At 38.9% G+C, this 19596-nt stretch carries 19 protein-coding genes; 1 reads left to right on the forward strand and 18 read right to left on the reverse strand.

Translation table 11 applies throughout. The features are described 5' to 3' along the window. Positions 1 to 2 precede the first annotated feature (2 nt). The 17 genes from ftsW to C9J34_RS07640 form a co-directional block, all read right to left on the reverse strand. Entirely contained in the window at positions 3 to 1088 is a 1086-nt protein-coding gene (gene ftsW / locus C9J34_RS07560) for a putative lipid II flippase FtsW (RefSeq protein WP_107839250.1), read from the reverse strand. Between the two features lie 20 nt (positions 1089 to 1108). Beyond that, positions 1109 to 2461, reverse strand: coding sequence for a UDP-N-acetylmuramoyl-L-alanine--D-glutamate ligase (gene murD, locus C9J34_RS07565; RefSeq protein WP_107839251.1), 1353 nt, complete (start codon positions 2459 to 2461; stop codon positions 1109 to 1111). Continuing rightward, the gene (mraY, locus tag C9J34_RS07570) at positions 2458 to 3432 is read right to left on the reverse strand and encodes a phospho-N-acetylmuramoyl-pentapeptide-transferase (protein WP_107839252.1); all 975 of its coding nucleotides are present in this window, start codon (positions 3430 to 3432) and stop codon (positions 2458 to 2460) included. Before mraY ends, murD begins: the two co-directional genes overlap by 4 nt. A gap of 21 nt (positions 3433 to 3453) precedes the next feature. Then, positions 3454 to 5382 (reverse strand): penicillin-binding transpeptidase domain-containing protein, encoded by a 1929-nt coding sequence (locus C9J34_RS07575; protein WP_107839253.1) that lies wholly within the window; start codon positions 5380 to 5382, stop codon positions 3454 to 3456. Between the two features lie 72 nt (positions 5383 to 5454). Further along, complete coding sequence (locus C9J34_RS07580; protein WP_193768930.1) at positions 5455 to 7677, reverse strand: penicillin-binding protein; 2223 nt, start codon at positions 7675 to 7677, stop codon at positions 5455 to 5457. After that, positions 7674 to 8060, reverse strand: coding sequence for a cell division protein FtsL (gene ftsL / locus C9J34_RS07585; protein ID WP_107839255.1), 387 nt, complete (start codon positions 8058 to 8060; stop codon positions 7674 to 7676). The genes C9J34_RS07580 and ftsL overlap by 4 nt, the downstream gene beginning before the upstream one ends. 15 nt (positions 8061 to 8075) lie before the next feature. Then, on the reverse strand, positions 8076 to 9014 hold the full coding sequence (rsmH, locus tag C9J34_RS07590; protein WP_107839256.1) for a 16S rRNA (cytosine(1402)-N(4))-methyltransferase RsmH: 939 nt from the start codon (positions 9012 to 9014) through the stop codon (positions 8076 to 8078). 21 nt (positions 9015 to 9035) lie between these two features. Further along, a complete protein-coding gene (gene mraZ, locus C9J34_RS07595; RefSeq protein WP_107839257.1) occupies positions 9036 to 9467 on the reverse strand; it encodes a division/cell wall cluster transcriptional repressor MraZ in 432 nt (143 codons plus the stop codon). 176 nt (positions 9468 to 9643) lie between these two features. Next, entirely contained in the window at positions 9644 to 11260 is a 1617-nt protein-coding gene (bshC, locus tag C9J34_RS07600) for a bacillithiol biosynthesis cysteine-adding enzyme BshC (protein ID WP_107839258.1), read from the reverse strand. Positions 11261 to 11354: 94 nt separating this feature from the next. Continuing rightward, positions 11355 to 11744, reverse strand: coding sequence for a DUF3397 family protein (locus C9J34_RS07605; RefSeq protein WP_107839259.1), 390 nt, complete (start codon positions 11742 to 11744; stop codon positions 11355 to 11357). Then, positions 11741 to 12646 (reverse strand): ketopantoate reductase family protein, encoded by a 906-nt coding sequence (locus tag C9J34_RS07610; RefSeq protein WP_107839260.1) that lies wholly within the window; start codon positions 12644 to 12646, stop codon positions 11741 to 11743. Before C9J34_RS07610 ends, C9J34_RS07605 begins: the two co-directional genes overlap by 4 nt. A 110-nt stretch (positions 12647 to 12756) precedes the next feature. After that, positions 12757 to 14292 (reverse strand): acyl-CoA carboxylase subunit beta, encoded by a 1536-nt coding sequence (locus tag C9J34_RS07615; protein WP_107839261.1) that lies wholly within the window; start codon positions 14290 to 14292, stop codon positions 12757 to 12759. 21 nt (positions 14293 to 14313) lie between these two features. Beyond that, positions 14314 to 14526, reverse strand: coding sequence for an acetyl-CoA carboxylase biotin carboxyl carrier protein subunit (locus C9J34_RS07620; RefSeq protein ID WP_107839262.1), 213 nt, complete (start codon positions 14524 to 14526; stop codon positions 14314 to 14316). Between the two features lie 130 nt (positions 14527 to 14656). Continuing rightward, a complete protein-coding gene (locus tag C9J34_RS07625) occupies positions 14657 to 15034 on the reverse strand; it encodes a transcriptional regulator (RefSeq protein WP_107839263.1) in 378 nt (125 codons plus the stop codon). 334 nt (positions 15035 to 15368) lie between these two features. Then, a complete protein-coding gene (locus C9J34_RS07630) occupies positions 15369 to 16133 on the reverse strand; it encodes an enoyl-CoA hydratase/isomerase family protein (protein ID WP_107839264.1) in 765 nt (254 codons plus the stop codon). Positions 16134 to 16275: 142 nt separating this feature from the next. After that, positions 16276 to 16449 carry a 50S ribosomal protein L32 gene (rpmF, locus tag C9J34_RS07635; RefSeq protein WP_107839265.1) on the reverse strand — a complete coding sequence of 58 codons (174 nt, stop codon included), beginning with the start codon at positions 16447 to 16449 and terminating at the stop codon, positions 16276 to 16278. Between the two features lie 23 nt (positions 16450 to 16472). After that, on the reverse strand, positions 16473 to 17006 hold the full coding sequence (locus C9J34_RS07640) for a YceD family protein (protein ID WP_107839266.1): 534 nt from the start codon (positions 17004 to 17006) through the stop codon (positions 16473 to 16475). A gap of 186 nt (positions 17007 to 17192) precedes the next feature. Here C9J34_RS07640 and C9J34_RS07645 point away from each other — a divergent pair, with 186 nt between their 5' ends. Then, the gene (locus C9J34_RS07645) at positions 17193 to 18392 is read left to right on the forward strand and encodes a nucleotidyltransferase (RefSeq protein ID WP_107839267.1); all 1200 of its coding nucleotides are present in this window, start codon (positions 17193 to 17195) and stop codon (positions 18390 to 18392) included. Between the two features lie 96 nt (positions 18393 to 18488). On the opposite strand, the gene C9J34_RS07650 is transcribed toward C9J34_RS07645, so the two are convergent. Then, positions 18489 to 19535, reverse strand: a complete 1047-nt coding sequence (locus C9J34_RS07650) for a SepM family pheromone-processing serine protease (protein WP_107839268.1) — start codon at positions 19533 to 19535, stop codon at positions 18489 to 18491. Positions 19536 to 19596 lie beyond the last annotated feature (61 nt).

Consider the following 19596-nt stretch of genomic DNA (forward strand, 5'->3'; position numbering starts at 1 on the left):
TTTTACTCCTCCTTCCTATTTGTATTCATGATTTTAATAACTAAAGCAACCGTTATCCAAATAACGATTAATGAAGTACCGCCATAGCTAATAAAAGGTAGTGTTACTCCAGTTACTGGTAGCAAGCCGATAACTACACCGATATTTAAACAAGTTTGCAAGACAAGCATCGTTATTAAAGCACCGATCATATAAAATTGTTTTAAGCTATATGCTCTTATTGCTAATGCATAGCCACAATAAAACAAAGTAGCGAACAGCACTAAAATAACAATTCCACCAACAAACCCCATTTCCTCTAATATAATAGAAAAAATAAAATCATTTTGTGGCTCTGGCAAATATAAATACTTTTGACGACTTTGCAAAAACCCATGTCCAAATAATCCAGCTGGTCCAATTGCCATTAAAGATTGCACCGCCTGAAAGCCACTGCCAAGCGAATCAGACCATGGATCTAAAAATGATTGGATGCGCTTTAAACGATACGGAGCAGAAATAATCAGTGCTGTTAAACCAGCTATACCTGCAAGCAGTAAAAAAATATAAAGCTTAATCGGATACTTTGCGATAAAAAGTAACATAAAGGCTGTAACGACTAAAATAAAAACAGAACCAAAATCGGGCTGTAGCATAATCAACAGTGCTGGTAAAAATATGATGACAAAATGCTCTAGTTTAACGACTCTTTCAAAGGACTTAACTTTTGCCAAACGAGCGCTTAAATATAACAGCGTCGTAATTTTTACAAGTTCTGCTGGCTGAATTGTTAACGAACCAATTCCTATCCAGCTTCGAGATCCATTGCGCCAAATGCCAATGCCTGGTATTAGTACAAGTATGAGCAATACTAAGGAAAATACATAGAGCATTAAAAGCTTTTTTTCTGTTAATGCTGGACCTTTTATAATCATCACAAAAACAATACATGCTATGGCAAAATAAATAATTTGCTTTATATAAAAGGGCGTTTGTCCTGCATAATGAACTGAGCTCCAATATGTACTTGCTGAGTACACAAACACAATTCCAATACTTGTCAATAACAATGCACATAAAACAAATAGCTTTTGATAATGGTGCGTCAGTCAGGGCATCCTTTCTTTATTTAAGTGAGCTTCATCACCGCATCAATAAATAAATCACCACGAATTTCAAAGCTAGCGTACTGATCCCAGCTTGCACATGCTGGAGACAGAAGCATAACATCTCCTGCTGTCACAAACTTTGCTGCATACATAACCGCATCTTCAACATTCGTTGCCGCAACAGTTTGCTCAACCCCACACGATTTTGCAAATTCAATAAAACGTGACCCTGTTTCTCCAAATGTAACGACCGCCTTGACATTCCCCATGACATCGCGCAATTCTTCAAAAGAATGACCGCGATCTAAACCGCCAGCTAAGAGGACAATCGGCTGTGAAAATGCAGTAAGTGCGCTTTTCGTGGCAAGACAATTTGTTGCTTTTGAATCATTATAAATTTGTACACCTTGCCAATTGCGTACAAATTGCGTGCGGTGTTTTACGCCTGTAAAGGTAGCTAACACATCCTTCATTGCATCAATCGGGCATCCCATTAATAAAGCAGCAGCTACAGCACATAAAATGTTTTGCAAATTATGCTCCCCTGGCAGTACAATGCTCGAACGGTCTAATAAATACTCACCTTGCCAATAAATAGATGTCGCATCCGCACTAATTCCTTCAGCTGCTCTTCCGCTTGTCGTAAAAGGAATTCTTTGTGCCTTCGATTTAGCTGCATAGGCTACTACAATTGGCTGTTGTGCATTGTAAATGAAATAATCTTGCCCATCTTGATTGCGTGTTACAGCAAACTTGGCTTCTGCATATTCCTCAAACGAACTATGATAATCTAAATGCGCCTCATAAATATTCGTTAAAATAGCAATATGCGGCTTAAATGCACGTGTCCCCATTAACTGAAAACTAGAAAGCTCTGTTACCAAAACCTGCTCCTTTGTTGCTTCTGAAGCAACGCTACAAGCAACTGTCCCAATGTTGCCAGCAATTAAAGGCTGCTTCTGTCCATACTCCAGCATTTCAAATAGTAAAGTTGTCGTTGTCGTTTTACCATTAGACCCCGTAATACCAATAAAAGGAGCCTCACTTACTAAATATGCGAGCTCCATCTCCGTAATGACTGGTAATTCACGATTAATAGCGTCTGCGATAATTGGATTACTATATGGAATACCCGGATTTTTCACAATTAACTCAAAGCCCTCGTCAAGCAAATCCTCTGGATGACGACCACAAATGACGGTAATCCCTTTTGCCAAAAGGCTTTGTGCTGCTGGGTTTGCGTCAAAGGGCTTCGCATCATTTACTGTGACAAAAGCACCAAGCTCATGTAACAGTTCTGCAGCAGCAACACCACTTTTTGCAAGGCCTAGCACAAGCACTTTTTTATATTGCAATCCTGTATAGTCAATCATAAGAACGCCTCCATCATTACTGCGATTAATGCAACAACTAATCCTGTAGACCAAAATACTAATACAACTTTCCATTCAGACCAACCAGATAATTCAAAATGATGATGAATAGGACTCATTTTAAAAATACGTTTTTTACGTAATTTAAAGCTACCTACTTGTAAAATAACAGACAATGTTTCAATAACGAATACAAGCCCAACTAATAAAAGTAAAAGCTCTGCCTTTACTAAAATCGAAATCATTGCTAAAGCCCCTCCGAGTGCAAGTGAGCCCGTATCTCCCATAAATACTTTTGCTGGGTTTATATTAAAGATTAAAAATCCAAGCAATGCGCCTGTAATCGCAAATGCGACTAATGCAATATCTGCCTGTTTATTAAATAAAGCAATCACACCAAAGGCTGCAAAAGCAATAGAAGCTGTTCCTGCAACAAGACCATCTAATCCATCCGTTAAATTAACTGCATTAGAGAAGCCGACAAGCCAAAAAATTAAAAAGGCTATATAAAATAATCCGAAGTCAATAGAGTAGCCTGTAAACGGAATTTCAACAACCGTATTAAATGTCCCTAGTCGCAATAACATAAATGCTGCAATTGAAATAATAATTTGGCCAATTAACTTTTGTAATGACGTTAAACCTAAATTACGTTTGAATATCACTTTTATGCCATCATCTAAGAAGCCAATCACACCAAAGCCAACTAATACAAGTAACAGAACGACCGTTAGTGTTGTAAATAAGTTAAACATAGTTCCCATAATCAATGTAGTAGCAATAATTGCCAACAAGAAAATAATACCGCCCATTGTTGGTGTCCCTGCTTTTTTCAGATGGGATTGTGGGCCTTCTTCTCGAATGCTTTGACCAAACTTCAATCTTCTTAAAATCGGAATAGCGATAGGTGCTAAAACAACAGTTATTGTGAATGCTGTTACCAAAATGGTCAATGTTGTTGCAAGTTTCATGTTAAATCTCCTTTAAATTCATCAATGTTCATGTTTTTCTTCTGTTAAATATAAATGTAATGTCCCTTGCTGCTCAAGCTTGCTCCCCGCAGAAGGCATTTGTTCGGAAATAATCGTTCCTTCACCGTGCCACTCAATCGTCAATGGATAGTGCTGCTGAACAACTTCATCAACCGTTTTTCCAATAAAATCCGCTACCTCTACCATAATTGGATCTGTCCAAACTGTTACTTTTTCAATTTGCTCATCCGATTTCTCAATGCCAACAATCGGTGCAACATCTTCTATAATTTGCCCAACAATTGGTGCCGCAATTACTCCACCGAATTGCAAATGACTTTTCGGATTATCAATAGCAACATAAACGATAATTTCTGGATTATCTGCTGGTGCGAACCCAATAAATGATACAATATAATCGCCTTCTTTATATCGTCCATTTTCTACCTTTTGTGCTGTTCCTGTTTTCCCACCTATACGTAAACCCTCACGAAATGCTTGCTTACCAGAGCCCTTTGCAACGACAGACTCCAATGCATGACGTACTTGAGCTGATGTTTGCTCACTAATAACTTGACGCTTCGCTTCTGGCTCATGCTCTAAAATAACCTCGCCATCATCTGCAACTATACGTGAAACAACATGTGGTGTATAAAGCATGCCACCATTAATTGCTGCTGCGACAGCTTGCATTTGCTGAATTGGCGTCACGGAAATTCCTTGCCCAAAAGATGTCGTCGCATGCTCGACAGGGCCAAATGCCTTTTCTGAAAATAAAATGCCACTCGCCTCACCAGCTATATTGGATCCTGTTTTTTGACCAAAGCCAAAATCTTTAATGTATTGGAGTAACTTCTCTGAACCAACGCGTTGTCCTAGCTCAATAAAGCCTGGATTACAAGAATTTTCAACAACTTCTAAAAATGTTTCATCTTTATGCCCTTCACGCTTCCAACAGCGCAAACGTGCTCCTTCAACTATCGCATAGCCAGGATCGTAAAAACGGTCTTTCTCAAGGTCAACAACCCCTTCCTCCAAGGCCGCACTCAACGTAATAATTTTAAAGGTAGAACCCGGTTCATAGGTCATAAAAACAGGCAAATTACGATTATAAATAGATGAATCAACATTTTTAAAATTTGTTGGGTCATATGTTGGAAAAGAAGACAGCGCTAAAATTTCCCCCGTATTCGGATTCATCGCGATGCCGATAGCTTGGTCTGCATCGTAACGCTGCATCGCTTGGGCTAATTCACGCTCCATTACTTGCTGGATTGTTAAATCAATTGTTAACTGAACAGTCGCCCCTCCTACGCCCTCTTTCCATTCATCATCAACATGCGCCATTTCAATATTTTTAGCATCTGTAAACAAACGAATGGCTGCATTTTTACCTGTCAATATTTGATTGTATTCATATTCAACGCCAGCTAAGCCTTGATTATCGTAGCCAGTAAAGCCTAGAAACCTTGATAATAACGAGCCATATGGATATTGCCTTACATAGTCAACACCGCTGTATAAGCCTTTAATTTCTAAAGCTTGTATCGCTTCCACTTGCTCCTCCGTTATATTTTTTCCCTCTGGTGCGAGCTTTACTAAATAAGCAGGCTTCTTCATCTTTTCTAGCAATTCGGATTCATCTGCTTGTAAAATAGGCGCAATTTGCTTAGCTGCAAGCTCCACATTATCATTTTGCTTCGGAATAAAATAGAGTGTAGGTGCTAATTTATTCGTTACGATAATTTCATTTTGACGGTCTACAATATTACCACGCTCTGTGACAAAAGGGATTTCTCGGTCCCAATTTTCCTTCGCTAGCTCTGTTAATTCCTCATGTTGAATAATTTGTACGTAGACTAATCTCGCAATAACTGCTAGCCCGTACAAAAAAAAGGCATAAATAATAATTCTCAAACGCTTTTTGGAAGGCAGTGAAATCCACTTCATTCGACACACTCCGTTTTTAACAAAGTATGTATAGAAGTGGATTTCTATTCTAACTATACGAAACGAACAACTTTAATCTTGTGGTAACTGTTCGCCTTCTTCGTCAGTTTCCTCCACTTGTGGTGCAAAGGATTCTTCAGGTGTCTTTAGCTTCACAACAATCGGTGCTGCGTCTTGAATTGCCGTATTTTCCGATACGCTCTGACTATCTACATAGCCTTCTCCGACAATTTCAATTGGTAATCCAGATAACGCCTTATATATTAACATATTGCGCAATGACCAACCGCTAAATGATGGCAACGTAATCGTTCCATCCGTCTTTAAAAAGACGACACTTCCTTTCGCTACTGCTATACCTTGTGCTGGATACTGCTCTATTATTTGTCCACCTTCACCAATGATGATTGGTTTTAACCCTTGATTGATTAGCTCTACTTGTACACTTTCCGCTGATTGCTTCTCGTAATTAGCTAATTTTGTCATTTGTACTTCTGCTACTTCTTCAGGGTTAATATTGAAATATTTCAAGCTATTTTCCATTACCGTTTTAAAAATTGCTGCAGTTGGTTCAGAACCACCCTCTGTTTCTGCAAGCTTCGGCTTTTTCACAGCAACATACATAATAAGCTGCGGATCATCTACTGGCGCCATTCCTAAAAATGAATATAGATAATTATTTTTTCCAGAATAATAACCGCCGCCATTTTCTCTAGCGATTTCTGCTGTTCCTGTTTTTCCAGCAACCTCGTAGCCATCTAAGGCAAAGCGTCTTGCTGTTCCAATATCACTTGTGACAGTAGATGCAAGGATTTCTCGTACTTGCTTGGCGGTTGCTGCTGAAACGGGCTCGCCTTTTACAACAGGCTCATCATCTAAAATAATCTCACCTGTACTTGGATCAACGATTTTATCAATCACATATGGTTGCATCATCTTACCATCATTTGCAATAGCTGTCATCGCTTGAATCAGCTGCATTGGTGTAACCGTAGAACCTTGACCATATGTCGTCGTTACTTTATTGATTGGGTATCTCGATAACAGAGTTCCCGTTACTTCTCCAGGTAAATCAATGCCTGTCTTTTGCCCAAAGCCAAAGCGATCTAAATAGTCATAAAATGTTTCTGCTCCCATAATGGATAGCATATGAGCCATCCCTGTATTTGAGGAACGCTGGAAGCCGTCTAAATAGCTAATCAATCCCCAACCAACTCTGTTATGGTCACGAATTGTTCGGTCTAATACTGTATATTGTCCAGACATAAACTTTTCATTTGGATACCAGTTTCCTGAATCAATCGCTGCGGCTAATGTGAAAGTTTTCAATGTCGAACCTGGCTCAATGACATTTTCAATCGTTTCATTCAGCCAATTACTTTCTAAGCCAATACGGTCTGCAGGGTCAAAGGTCGGGCGCTGTGACATCGCTAAAATTTCACCTGTTTTTGGATTCGCTACAATTGCCGTCATTGATTCAGGTTTATACTGCTGGTCAACCTGTGACATCGCTTCCTCCAAAAAGTTCTGAATTGTTTTATCTAATGTTAAATAAATATCAGCACCATTTTTTGCAGGTTGAATCATTTTTTCGCTGTTTGGCAATAAGTAACCTTTGCGATCACTGTCATAAGAGATTGATCCAGGTGTACCTGTCAATTGTTCGTTGTACGTGTACTCTAGCCCCATTTTACCAACTGTTTTAAATGTGCTATCGCCTTCTTGCTTCTCTTCTACAGCAAAGCCGATTAAATGCGATGCAAATGGACCATTCGGATAATAGCGCTTCGTATCCTCCTCAAAAATAATCCCTGGCAATTTTTCTTCGTCGATTGCCAATTTCGTGTCATAGCTAATCTTTCGCCCAGCAGCCCCAAATTCAACTTGATATGGTGTCGATCCATCCGATTTCTTTCTCGTCAAAATTTGATAAATTTCTTGCTCTTCCATTTCAATATATTGACTTAAGATTTTCGCCGTTTCTGCTGGGTCAACAACATGCTTAGGGCTTTTTAAATTTTTCGTAGCGGATTCATTCACAACTGCTACAAGCTTATAAGCCAGTGTATCCTCAGCCACAACATTGTCATTACGATCTAAAATACGTCCTCGATTCGCCGCAAGATGCACTTCTCGTGCATATTTAGCAGCCGCCTCCGCCTGAAGTGAGTAACCATTCACCTCACTAGCTGTTTGCAAATGAACAATACGCCAAAATAATAGCAAAAAGAGCCCTCCATATAGTAAAAACATCAGGAAGGCTCCTTTTTGGAAACGAAATGTACTCTTTTTCATTCTCCCGGCACTACCTTTACATTTTTCTCGTTAAGAGTTAAACCGAGTTCTTGCGCTCTTTTCATAATTCGCTCATAAGCCGACAACTCACTAACCTGCACTTTAAAGCCTACATTTTGATTCGCAACTTGAGATATTTCTCTTTCTACTTGCTGTATTTCCATACTTGTTGTTTGAATTTTGCTTTGTGTATGCAGGATTGCAATTGCCATGATTGCTACAACAATTAAAAATAACATGTATAAAAATTTTTCACGTTTAGAAATAAAACTTTTGCTTTTTTTGTAGTTCGGCTTTTTACTAGGTTGCTGCTCCGGTTGCTGTGGTTGTGGTGATATTACAGGCTGTTGTATATACGATTGTTGCCTTACGCGTACTGCCATCGTCATCCACTTCCCTTATTGATTAATTTTTTCAGCGATACGCAATTTCGCTGAACGCGAACGGTTATTAGCCTCTAGTTCCTCCTCTGAAGGGAGAATTGGCTTTTTCGTAATTAATTTTAATTTTGGTTTCATATCATCCGGTATGATCGGTAAGCCCGGTGGTAACTCTGGCAATGAGGAAGCCTCTTTAAATATTGTTTTACATAGGCGATCCTCTAACGAGTGGAATGTAATAACACTAATTCTTCCACCAATCGCCAATAAGTCTAACGCATCAATGATTGAGTCCTCAGCCACTCCAAGCTCATCATTGACAGCAATGCGAATCGCTTGAAATACTCGCTTCGCAGGATGCCCTCCTGTGCGACGAGCTGCAGCAGGAATACCTTCTTTAATTAATTCGACTAATTGTCCTGTCGTTTCAATCGACGCATTTTTACGTGCCGCTTCAATTTTGCGAGCAATCTGCTTCGAAAATTTTTCTTCACCATAACGGAAGAAAATTCTTACTAAATCCTCGTATGACCATTCATTCACTACATGGAATGCCGTTAATTCAGCTGTTTGATCCATCCGCATATCGAGTGGTGCATCATGATGGTAACTAAAACCTCTCTCAGGTGTGTCAAGTTGTGGGGAAGATACACCTAAATCGTATAAAATACCATCTACTTGCTGAATATTTAATGCGTATAGCTCGTCCTTTAAATATCTAAAGTTCGAGTGGACAAATGTTACACGATCTAAATAATTGGCTAATCGTAGTTTTGCATTGTCAATGGCCGTTGTATCTTGGTCAAAACAAATCAACCTTCCATTCGGAGACAATTGCTGTACGAGGTATTCGCTATGACCAGCGCCACCTAATGTGCAGTCCACATATACCCCATTTGGATTGATGTTCAATCCATCAACCGTCTCCTTCAATAATACAGTTGTATGATTGAACATAGTTTTTACTCCTTCAAAGCTTTAAAAGTCAAAGCCTATCATATTTTCTGCTATTTCGTTAAATGATGCTTCAGATTCATCATAATATGTGTCCCAAGCTTCCTTCGCCCAAATTTCTATCCTGCTTGATACACCTAATACCACACACTCTTTTTCGAGATTTGCATATTGGACTAATGTAGCTGGAATATTGATGCGACCTTGCTTATCTAATTCAACCTCCGTTGCACCTGAAAAGAAGAAACGTGCAAACGCACGAGCATCCTTTTTCGTCATCGGTAAGCTTTTTAATTTTTCTTCAAGCTTTCGCCATTCATCCATAGGGTATCCAAAAATACAGTTGTCCAATCCACGTGTAATAACAAACGCTTCTCCTAGTGATTCTCGAAATTTCGAAGGCACTATGAGACGTCCTTTTACATCAATGGAATGCACGTATTCCCCCATGAACATGCTACTCACCCCACTTTACTAATAAATGTACCACAAGCCCCCACTTTTCACCACCTATTCCTCCCATTTCTTCTAACATAATAAGAAATTACGTAAATAGACCTTACTTCAACAAAGTAAACTGATAATATATGCATACAAAAAAGCTATTTCTTTTGCGAAATAGCTTTTTTGTATCATAAAATCACATAATTATGTTGGAACGAAGGAACTAAATCTAGTTCAATAAGCCCATCTATTAATGTGAATCCATATATATTTAAATATTGATAGGGATTAAATAAACGCTCTTGTAAATTATTATTAGGGAAAAGCTCTGTTAGCAACAAGTCGAACTGTTTGATTTTCACATCGTGCTTTCGCAATATTTCTTGCTCTATTTTTGATGCTAAATAATCAAATTGCATACGATGATATTGTTTATTTTTTTGTATGATATTACGTAAATCTAATTGCTCGCCACGTAAGTATTGTTCCAGTTCTTCATATTGAGCAAGCAACTGCTGCTGCATTTGCGCAATATTCTCTTTCGCCTGCTCGTCTTGTACTTCCTCGATAAAGCGATTTTTTAATTGTTCTACTTGCCCTTCCATAACATCAAAGATCGTTAAATCGTGCTGCGCTAGTAAAGGCTGTACTATACGTGATACTAGCGTCATATTTAATCTTGGCGCAAAAATAGGCATTTGTAATTGTAACAAAGAAAAGGCTGGTTTTAATGTTGCCCAATAAGCCAATTCACCAGGTCCACCAACAAAAGCCAATACCGGAATTGTCATTTCCTGCATCAGAGGACGTGTCACGACATTATTGCTTAATTTTTCAGGCGTTTGCTGTGCAATTTCCAGCAGTTGCTCTTTTGTCAGCTTAATATGCCCTAGCGTATTCGTATAATATTCTTCTTTACGCTCTAATAAAAATCGCTCGCCATCCTGCACAAAAAATAAGTTTGCATTGCTCACAGTTGCTTCGATTGGTTTGCCATAGCCAGCTTGCTCAAATGCTTCCTCCTGCGCTACAACTACTTGTGCAATTTCCTCATTATGTTCTATTAGTCTCACAAAAAAGTTTGCTTCATATTGACGGAATGTAGGAAACGCCGCATCTAACATAAGCAAGCCATGCTTTGCAAAAAGTTCATTCATCAACGCTGTGAAGAAGTCTGTAAATGTTTTGCTTCCTTGTAAATGCGTCAATACATTATGTAGTAAATCTTTCGTATACGCTGTTTCTCCAAAGTCTGCAAAAACCGTACGTACAAACTGTTCCATCTCTTCTTTATTGATAACGGTTGTAGATGCCATCGTTTTACGTTTTGAACGTTCTTTATAAACACGCTTTTTTAATGTTGCATCAACTGTTGTATACGTATGATTGATTTCTTCAATATCATGGTCCTCACCAGCAATCCAAAATAGTGGTACAACTGGCTTTCCAAGCTTTTCACGCTGCTGTTTGGCAAGTAAAATAACGGAAATCGCCTTGTGTACTGAATATAATGGCCCTGTTAACAAACCCGCTTGTTGCCCCCCAACAATGACATAAGCACCTGCTGCTAGTTCTTCTAAATGCTGCTGACTTGCCTCCGATACACCAAATGGCGCCATATATAACTGAATAATATTGCTTAATTGCGCTGTATCATATGTTTTGGTAGCTAAATATTGCGCACGCGCTTGAAAGGCATCATCACTATATGCATAATCAAAAAAATCATGAATAGTGGATTGTTTACTCCAATACTGTGCCATTATTTTATTTTGTACTGGTAAAACGTTTTGTTCCAGCTTCATTATTCAAACCCTCTCTATCCCTTACTAACTTCTAAAATGATATGCCAACTTACTTTATTGTAATCGTTCTGTAGCATTTCGAAAAAGAATTTGCTTACATCGTGACATACTCAAGTACATTTAACGTTAAACCAGCAATGAAAATGAAAAAATAACTAACGCTTAGCAAGATAAAATAAACACGCCATATTTTTTTCAACAATTGCGGCACAACAATTTCTTTTTTTGTTCGCCAATCAATATATGTAAACGTAATCGCTATAAAAATAGCCATAATAATAAGTGGAATAACAATCGATATATCCCATATACTTGCAACAGCCATTGGAACCGAAAAGAAGAGCAAAAATGTTACAACATCAGCTGCAAAACCAAATGCTTTCGCATTGCTTAAACGCAGTTTCCGACATACAAAGTAAGTAATCACAAGTGCAATTAAAGGACAAATAATAATGATCGCTATTAAAAAAGACAAAAACTTCACATTTTTTCACCGCTCTCCTCTATCGCTAACAGTAAATAGTATAACACGCCAAGCGTTGGTACATCTGCCCCCTTTTTTCTCACTTTTTTTATAATTGCGCCAACAATCGTTTCGATTTCTGATTTTCTCCCTGCCTGTCGATCTGCAAGCATTGAAGAAGTATTTTCAGCCGTACGCTCACATAGTTGATAGACAGCTTGAAATGGAAATTTCTGCTCCATTTGTGGAAAAGCCTGCATCAACTCTCGATATAGCTGTTGTAGTAAATGATATGCATGTGCATTGTCAATCAATTGTCCATTTTTCACTTGTAAAAGTGCGGTTAGTGGATTAACAAAACAATTTAGCAATGCTTTTTCAAGAAGCATTTGCTCCGCATCTTGCTGCTGCTCTATAAAAAATTCCTCTTTACTAGCTGCTTGAAAAACTTTAATTATGTCAGTATTCCCTCGCTCAATCGCTAATTTTAAAACACCTATGCCCCGATGATAAACGGTCGTTTCATTCACTTTTTCAGCGCCAAACTGCGCCGATCCAAACGTTATATGCTGGTGCTTTAATGCCAACGCTTGCTCATAATGTAGCAAGCCGTTTTGCATAAACAATAACGGAACATCTGACAGCCCTTCCAATGTAGGCAAAAGAATTTGCAAAGCATCATACTTCGTCGCAACAATAACAATTGCCTCTTCTTCAATGCGTAATTGCTGCTCCGTTATCGCAGCAACACGAAATGTTTGCTGCTGTTCATCTATATTAAAGCGCGTTATCCCATGTGCACGAATTTCTTCAGCCTGCGCCTCTCGTCTTGTCACCATCGTTACTGGATAATTTGCCTCACTTAAAAAGCTTGCCATTAATAAACCGACAGCGCCAGCGCCAATTACATAAACATGTTCCATTCGCTCACCTCTTTGTCGTAAATTTTCAGAATTGTTTGTGTGCCTGGCACTCAAAAAACTGCTCTTACTGGCCATTATACATGACTTTCAGAGCAGTTTTTATTTCATTATTAGACTGGATATACAGGATGCTTACGGAATGGTGGTAAAATTTGCTTCGAACCATAATAGTGTAAGCGCTTTACTAATGTTTCACGTAAACGTCCTGGTGCGATGATTTCATCAATAACTAACTCTGAAGCAAGCTTGTATAAATCAATTTCTTGTTTATACTCCTCAATCTTCTCTTTTACAAATTGCATGCGCTCTTTTGGGTCTTCAATCGCTTCAATTTTATTTGAATACACCGCGTTTACAGCAGCCTCTGGTCCCATTACAGCAATTTGTGCTGTTGGAAGTGCAATACACACATCTGGCTCAAATGCTGGACCACACATTGCATATAAGCCTGCTCCATACGCTTTACGCACAATAACAGAAATTTTTGGCACTGTTGCAGAGCTCATCGCTGAAATCAGCTTGGCACCATGTCGTATAATGCCAGCTCGCTCCACCTTTGTACCAATCATAAAGCCTGGTACATCTGCTAAAAATAGCAATGGAATTGAAAAGGCATCACATAATGTAATAAATTTGGCTGCTTTATCTGCTGAATCAATAAAGAGCACGCCACCTTTTACTTTAGGTTGATTCGCAACGATACCAACTACTTGCCCATCGATTCTTGCTAAACCTGTAATTAGCTCTGATGCAAATAGCTTTTTAATTTCAAAGAAACTATTTTCGTCAATTAATTGATTAATTGCTTCATACATATCAAAAGGTGCATTTTGATTTTCTGGAATAATTTCCTCTAGTGTTCGACCTGTAACAGGCTGAAGTGATTCTTTTACAGGTGGCATTTGCCCAAAATTACTCGGGAAATAGCTAATATACTTTCTCGCTTGCTCGATTGCCTCCTGCTCGGTTGTAGCAAGAACATCACCACAGCCACTTACCGAACAATGCATACGTGCTCCGCCCATTTCCTCTAATGTTACTTTCTCACCAATAACCTTTTCTGCCATACGTGGTGAGCCTAAATACATCGAGGCATTACCTTCCACCATAATAACGATATCGCAAAATGCTGGAATATAAGCGCCTCCTGCTGCTGACGGACCAAATAAAATACAAATTTGTGGTACAACGCCACTCATTCTCACTTGATTATGGAATATCTTACCTGCCCCACGTCGACCAGGGAACATTTCAAGCTGATCCGTAATGCGTGCTCCCGCTGAATCCACTAAGTATAGCATCGGAACTTGTAGCTTTTCAGCGGTTTCTTGAATGCGAATAATCTTTTCAACTGTACGCGAGCCCCACGAGCCTGCCTTAATTGTTGAATCATTTGCCATTACACAAACTGTCTCATTATTGATTTTTCCGATGGCACATACAACACCGTCTGCTGGTAAATCACCAGCTTCGCAATTTGCAAAGCGACCATCTTCTTCATATTGTCCATCATCAAATAGCAGGGCTAGGCGATCGCGCACAAATAATTTATTTGTTTCAGCTAGTTTATCGTGATACTTCTGTGCGCCTCCTGCATAAATGGCATCAATTTTTTGCTGTAGCTGTTCATTATATTGTTTTGTCATTTTACTCCCCCCTTCGCGGTACTATTCTAGCTCTAAAAGGACCGCCTCTTCATCAATAAAATCGCCCTCTGCTACAAGTATTTTCTTTACAGTACCAGCAACTTCCGCTTCACATGGAATCTCCATTTTCATTGATTCTAAGATGATTAATGTTTGTCCAACTGTTACAGTCTCTCCTTCTTTTACACTTACCTCGAAAACTGTACCTGCCATTGGTGCTTTTACTTGTGTCATTTGAAAATCCCCCTTTGTATAATTGAACAAAGTTGTTCCTCTTTATTGTACGTTACTCGTATAATGGATTCCAACTATTTTTCAATTTTTCTTCTTTTACGCAGTCTATTTTCTACTCTAGCCTTTCTTTTTATTTTTGCACAAACTGCGCTCCTTGCTTTAGCCACTTGAGCAAACGCTCATGCTCTGTTTGTAACTCATGGTATTTTAACTCTAGCTGCCCATATGCTTCTGTTAGCTCTTCAAAGCTCGTTAAAGCCAGCTTCAAGTGGCTACGCATAAGCTGCTTCGGTCTTTTCTTTACAGTGCCAAGCATTTGCCCATATTGTGCTCGTAATGTTTTATTCCAACGAAAGCCACATGCTTGTTTCGTGCGATTTAGCACGGATGCTGCTTCCTCGAACGCTTCAAGCTGCGTTTTTCCATTTTGTACAAATTGAATAACGATTTCCGCTAACTTTTCATCATCAGCAATCGTCCATTGATCTTTTCTTCTTTTTGCTTCCATCTCTATCACCTCGTATTTTTTTACTACTATATGCAGCAGGTAAAGAAATAGAATCGCGAATCTATTGAAAACATTAATTAAAAATTCCCTCTTATTCTAGCAGATGCTCAAAAATGAATTAGGGTTTTGGACAAATTGGACACGCAATCAACATTTTCTGCCTAAAATAAAAAAAGTTGTTCAAAAAGCTTAAATTGCTCCCGAACAACAATCTCATTTTAAAATTTAGTGGATAGGCCTCCAAACTCCATAGAATATAGACGCTTTTCCAAAGTTGTATCACTTTCAAGTAACTGCGAATAGCTACCATGAAAGTAAACTTTCATGGTAGCCCTTATTTCTTCGATTTTGTTAAGAAGCTATTCACAGCTTGATGGTGCGCCTCACTTTCCCACAATCTTGCACATGTACGTACTTCCTCCATGACACGTTCATATATATTACGCTCACGCCATTTGCGCAATTCGATTTCTTTATAAGCTTGGTGCACAGAAGGATGAATTTTACGCATATCCTCTATAAAATCCGCTAAAGCCTCTCGCTTCGTTCCTTCAAAAACACGCATCGCCCAGCCAATATCATATAATACTTGTGCATCATAAGCTTTGGCATCAACAAGCATTTTTAATGCGCGATCATGGCGTAGCCCTCTTTCAAATAAATAAGTGCCGCCTCCCCAGCCACTCGTAATGGCTAGCGTTCCTTGTATAAAGCCCGCCTTTGCATGAGACGCCATCAAACGGAAATCGCAGGCCGTCGCAATTTCACAGCCTCCCCCAACAGCGGTTCCATTAATTAATGCAATTGTTGGTACTGGCAACGTAGCTAACTTATATAAAATATTTGCCATTTTGCTAAGCATGCCAAATGCCTCATCTTCCGTTTCCAATGCATGAAAAACAGATAAATCTCCACCAGAGCAAAATGATTTTTCTCCAGCTCCTGTCACAACTAAAAAGCGTACATCATTATTTTGTTCTACATATGTAATTGCCTCTTGTAAGCCATCCATCACTTCATCGTTTACTGCATTGCGTTTCTCTTCACGGTTGATTGTGAATGTTACAATGCCATCTTTATGCTCTAATAAATAAGCCATTTCTCTCTCCCCTCCGTGCCAGGCACACATACAATTTACACACAATTCCATCCTAGCGAATAACGCTTCATTTGACAATATGAAAAAAGGCGAATGAAGAGCCATGGCCTCTTCATTCGCCTTTATATAGCGCAATACTGTCTTATTTCGCTACTACTTCTTTACCTTTGTAGTGTCCGCAAGCTTTACAAACGCGGTGAGCTAATTTATGTTCACCACAGTTTGGGCAAGCTACCATACCAGGTACAGATAATTTGAAATGCGTACGACGCTTTCTTTTTGCAGTTTTAGAAGTTCTTCTAAACGGTACAGCCATTATTGGCACCTCCTTACAGATAGTTATTCATCTGTTTGATCAAAATACTTAGCTAAATCAGCCAGTCTTGGATCCACTTTTGGTTCGTCATCTTTACGACTAAGCGCTACATCTTCATCCGTAGCATAAGACCAGTTTTTTCCACCATGCACTTGTCCTTCGGTATTTTCTTTAAATACTTGCATTGGTACTTCAAGAAGCACTAACTCCTCTAAAATTGGCTTCATGTCGATTACTTCGCCATCGATATAATGTATATCTCCGTCTAAATCGCCACGCTTATCCTCATCAATCCAGCTAAACACTTCAACTGTATCGACCTCAATCGGAAATTCAACATCTTCCCATGTTCTTGCACAAGGAAGCGTTAATGTCGCACTTAATGTAAATTGACAAGTCATTTGCGATGCACCAAATGTGCATAGCCCTTTTACATGTGCGGGTGAGATTGCACGAATATCTGTGTTCCGTTCTTTCACTTCATCCAATTGTATTACTGCATCAAGTGGAAGCCCGTCTTGACGATATTTCGACAGTTGATGAATTGACCATTTCATTCATTAATCACCTCGTTAGACAACAATGTTGATTATATAGATTTATAAATTAGATGTCAAGATAATTTCTTGTCACTATATGAAATTACATTAGAACTGTTTTTAAAGTAGGCAAGAAAGCAACATCTCTATCATGTATAATGTGTATATTATACAATAAGCATACTTATAGCGAGGTGAGAATTTATGCAGGCTGTTGGTGTTGTAGTAGAGTACAACCCTTTTCATAATGGACATGCGTACCATGTTCAGCAAGCAAAAAAATTAACAGAGGCCGATGTTGTCATTGCTGTAATGAGTGGTCAGTTTTTACAACGTGGCGAGCCTGCGCTTGTTGATAAATGGGCTCGCACGAAAATGGCCTTGGCAAGCGGCGTTGATATCGTAATCGAGTTACCCTATGTTTTTAGTACTGCACATGCAAAACAGTTTGCCTATGGTGCGATTTCTTTACTTCAGGCGGCAGGCTGCCAAACATTCGCTTTCGGTAGCGAGGATGGTAGATTAGAGCCCTTTCTTGATAGCTTTGTCCTTATCCAGCAAAATAAAGAACTATATGATGCGTTTATTAAGGAATTTATGACAACAGGTATTAGTTACCCAAAGGCTTTACAGGAGGCTTATACAGCTTTACAGCAGCAATTCCCTGGCACTTATATTGATTTAGCCAAACCAAATAATATTTTAGGCTTTCATTATATTGAAGCAGCACATTTACTAAAAAACAAAATACAGCCTGCTACAATTACACGTATTGGGGCTGGCTACCATGATGCAATTAACGAGCAAAGCCAAATTGCAAGCGCTACGGGCATACGACAAGCACTTTTCCAAGAGAAGGTGTTACAAAATGTAAATCAGTTTGTCCCGCCTCCAACTTATCAACTTTTGGAGGAATGGCAGCAAGTACACAGCACGTTTGCAAGTTGGCATACTTTTTGGCCCTTGCTACGCTTTGCTATTTTGCGCCATACGCCAGAGCAACTTAGTGCTTTTCCTGATGTATCAGAAGGGATTGAATATGCCTTGATAAAACATGCCAAAAATGCACTCTCATTCAATGATTTTATGGATAAAATAAAATCAAAACGCTACACTTGGACGCGCTTGCAACGAATCTTAACACATATTTATACGGGCATTACAAAGCAGCAACTTCATGCCCATACAGAGCCATCCTATATTCGTTTACTTGGCATGACAGAAAATGGGCAGCGTTATTTATCCATGTATAAAAAGCACATGACATTGCCTTTAATTAGCCGCGTTGCTGCAACTCAAAACGATATGCTATCGCTTGATATACGGGCAACAACCATGTACCAACAAGGCTTGCCATTCCATACAATGAATGATGATTATAATACACCGCCAATACGTAGATGAAGATTAGAAGTTGATTAATCAAAATCACTTCTGAGCAAAGTGCAAAAGGCTGTCAGAAACACTAGGCATCCGCCTACTTTTCTAACAGCCCTTTCCTTATTTTTTCTCCTGCAATGCTTCTAAATAAGCTAATGCATCATCAATCGTTTTCACTGGAACAATTTTCATTTTTGTACCGATTTCTTCTGCGGTTTTCACTGCCGCTGCATAGTTTGACTCGATTTTCGGGTTATACTGACGCATTTCATCTGTAATCTCGTCATCTGGTGCAAAGAAAATTTCCATACCATCACGGTCAGCAGCTACTACTTTACGTTCGACACCACCGATACGTCCAACAGTACCATTTTCATTCATCTCACCTGTCCCAGCAACTGCATAGCCTTTTGTTAAATCCTCATCCAACAATTGATTTAAAATTTCTAATGTAAACATCAAGCCAGCGGATGGTCCACCGATGTCCTCTGCATTAATATTCACTTTTGGATCAGTTTTAATGGATTTGCTCTCTGTAAACATGATACCTAACCCTACTCGCCCATCCGAATCAGGAATTTCCTTTAATTGTACATTTTTCGTTAATAATTCATTTTTACGGTTAATGACAAGTTCCACCTCATCATCTTGCTGCGCTTTGCTAATAATCTCCACTAACTCTGACTGCTTTTGGATTCGCTGTCCATTGACCTCAATAATCTCGTCACCAGCTTTGACAATTCCTTCAGCAGCTCCCCCTGTTAGTACATTTAATACGTATACACCCTTCCACGTAATGTTATAATCTAACTCAGCTCTTGAAAATGCTACGTATAGCGCATTAAATTGTGAGTCTGTCATGAGTTTTAATTGACGTATATTATACTCCTCATCATCTTCTTCCTTCTGACGCACTGTGTTTAACTGCATAATTTCCTGATGCTCTTTAAAGTAAGCAACTGCATATAAAATTGGTGTTGCTCTCATCATTGATACGGTCATTAAATTAAATGTTCCTTTATCTTCTGTATCCCCATTTTGAACGCTCACAAATTCGCTGACATCATATGCGCTTCCAGGGCTCATAATGTATGAATCAAGCTTATAAAACATTAAAAAACTGAACATAACAAAAGCCACAGCAATAATGGCTAATTTTTTTTTCATGACGCCCCGACTCCTTTTACTTACGACTATTAAATAGCCTGAATGCATATAGTTAGTGTAA

Source organism: Metasolibacillus meyeri, assembly GCF_003049505.1.
Lineage (GTDB): Bacteria > Bacillota > Bacilli > Bacillales_A > Planococcaceae > Metasolibacillus > Metasolibacillus meyeri.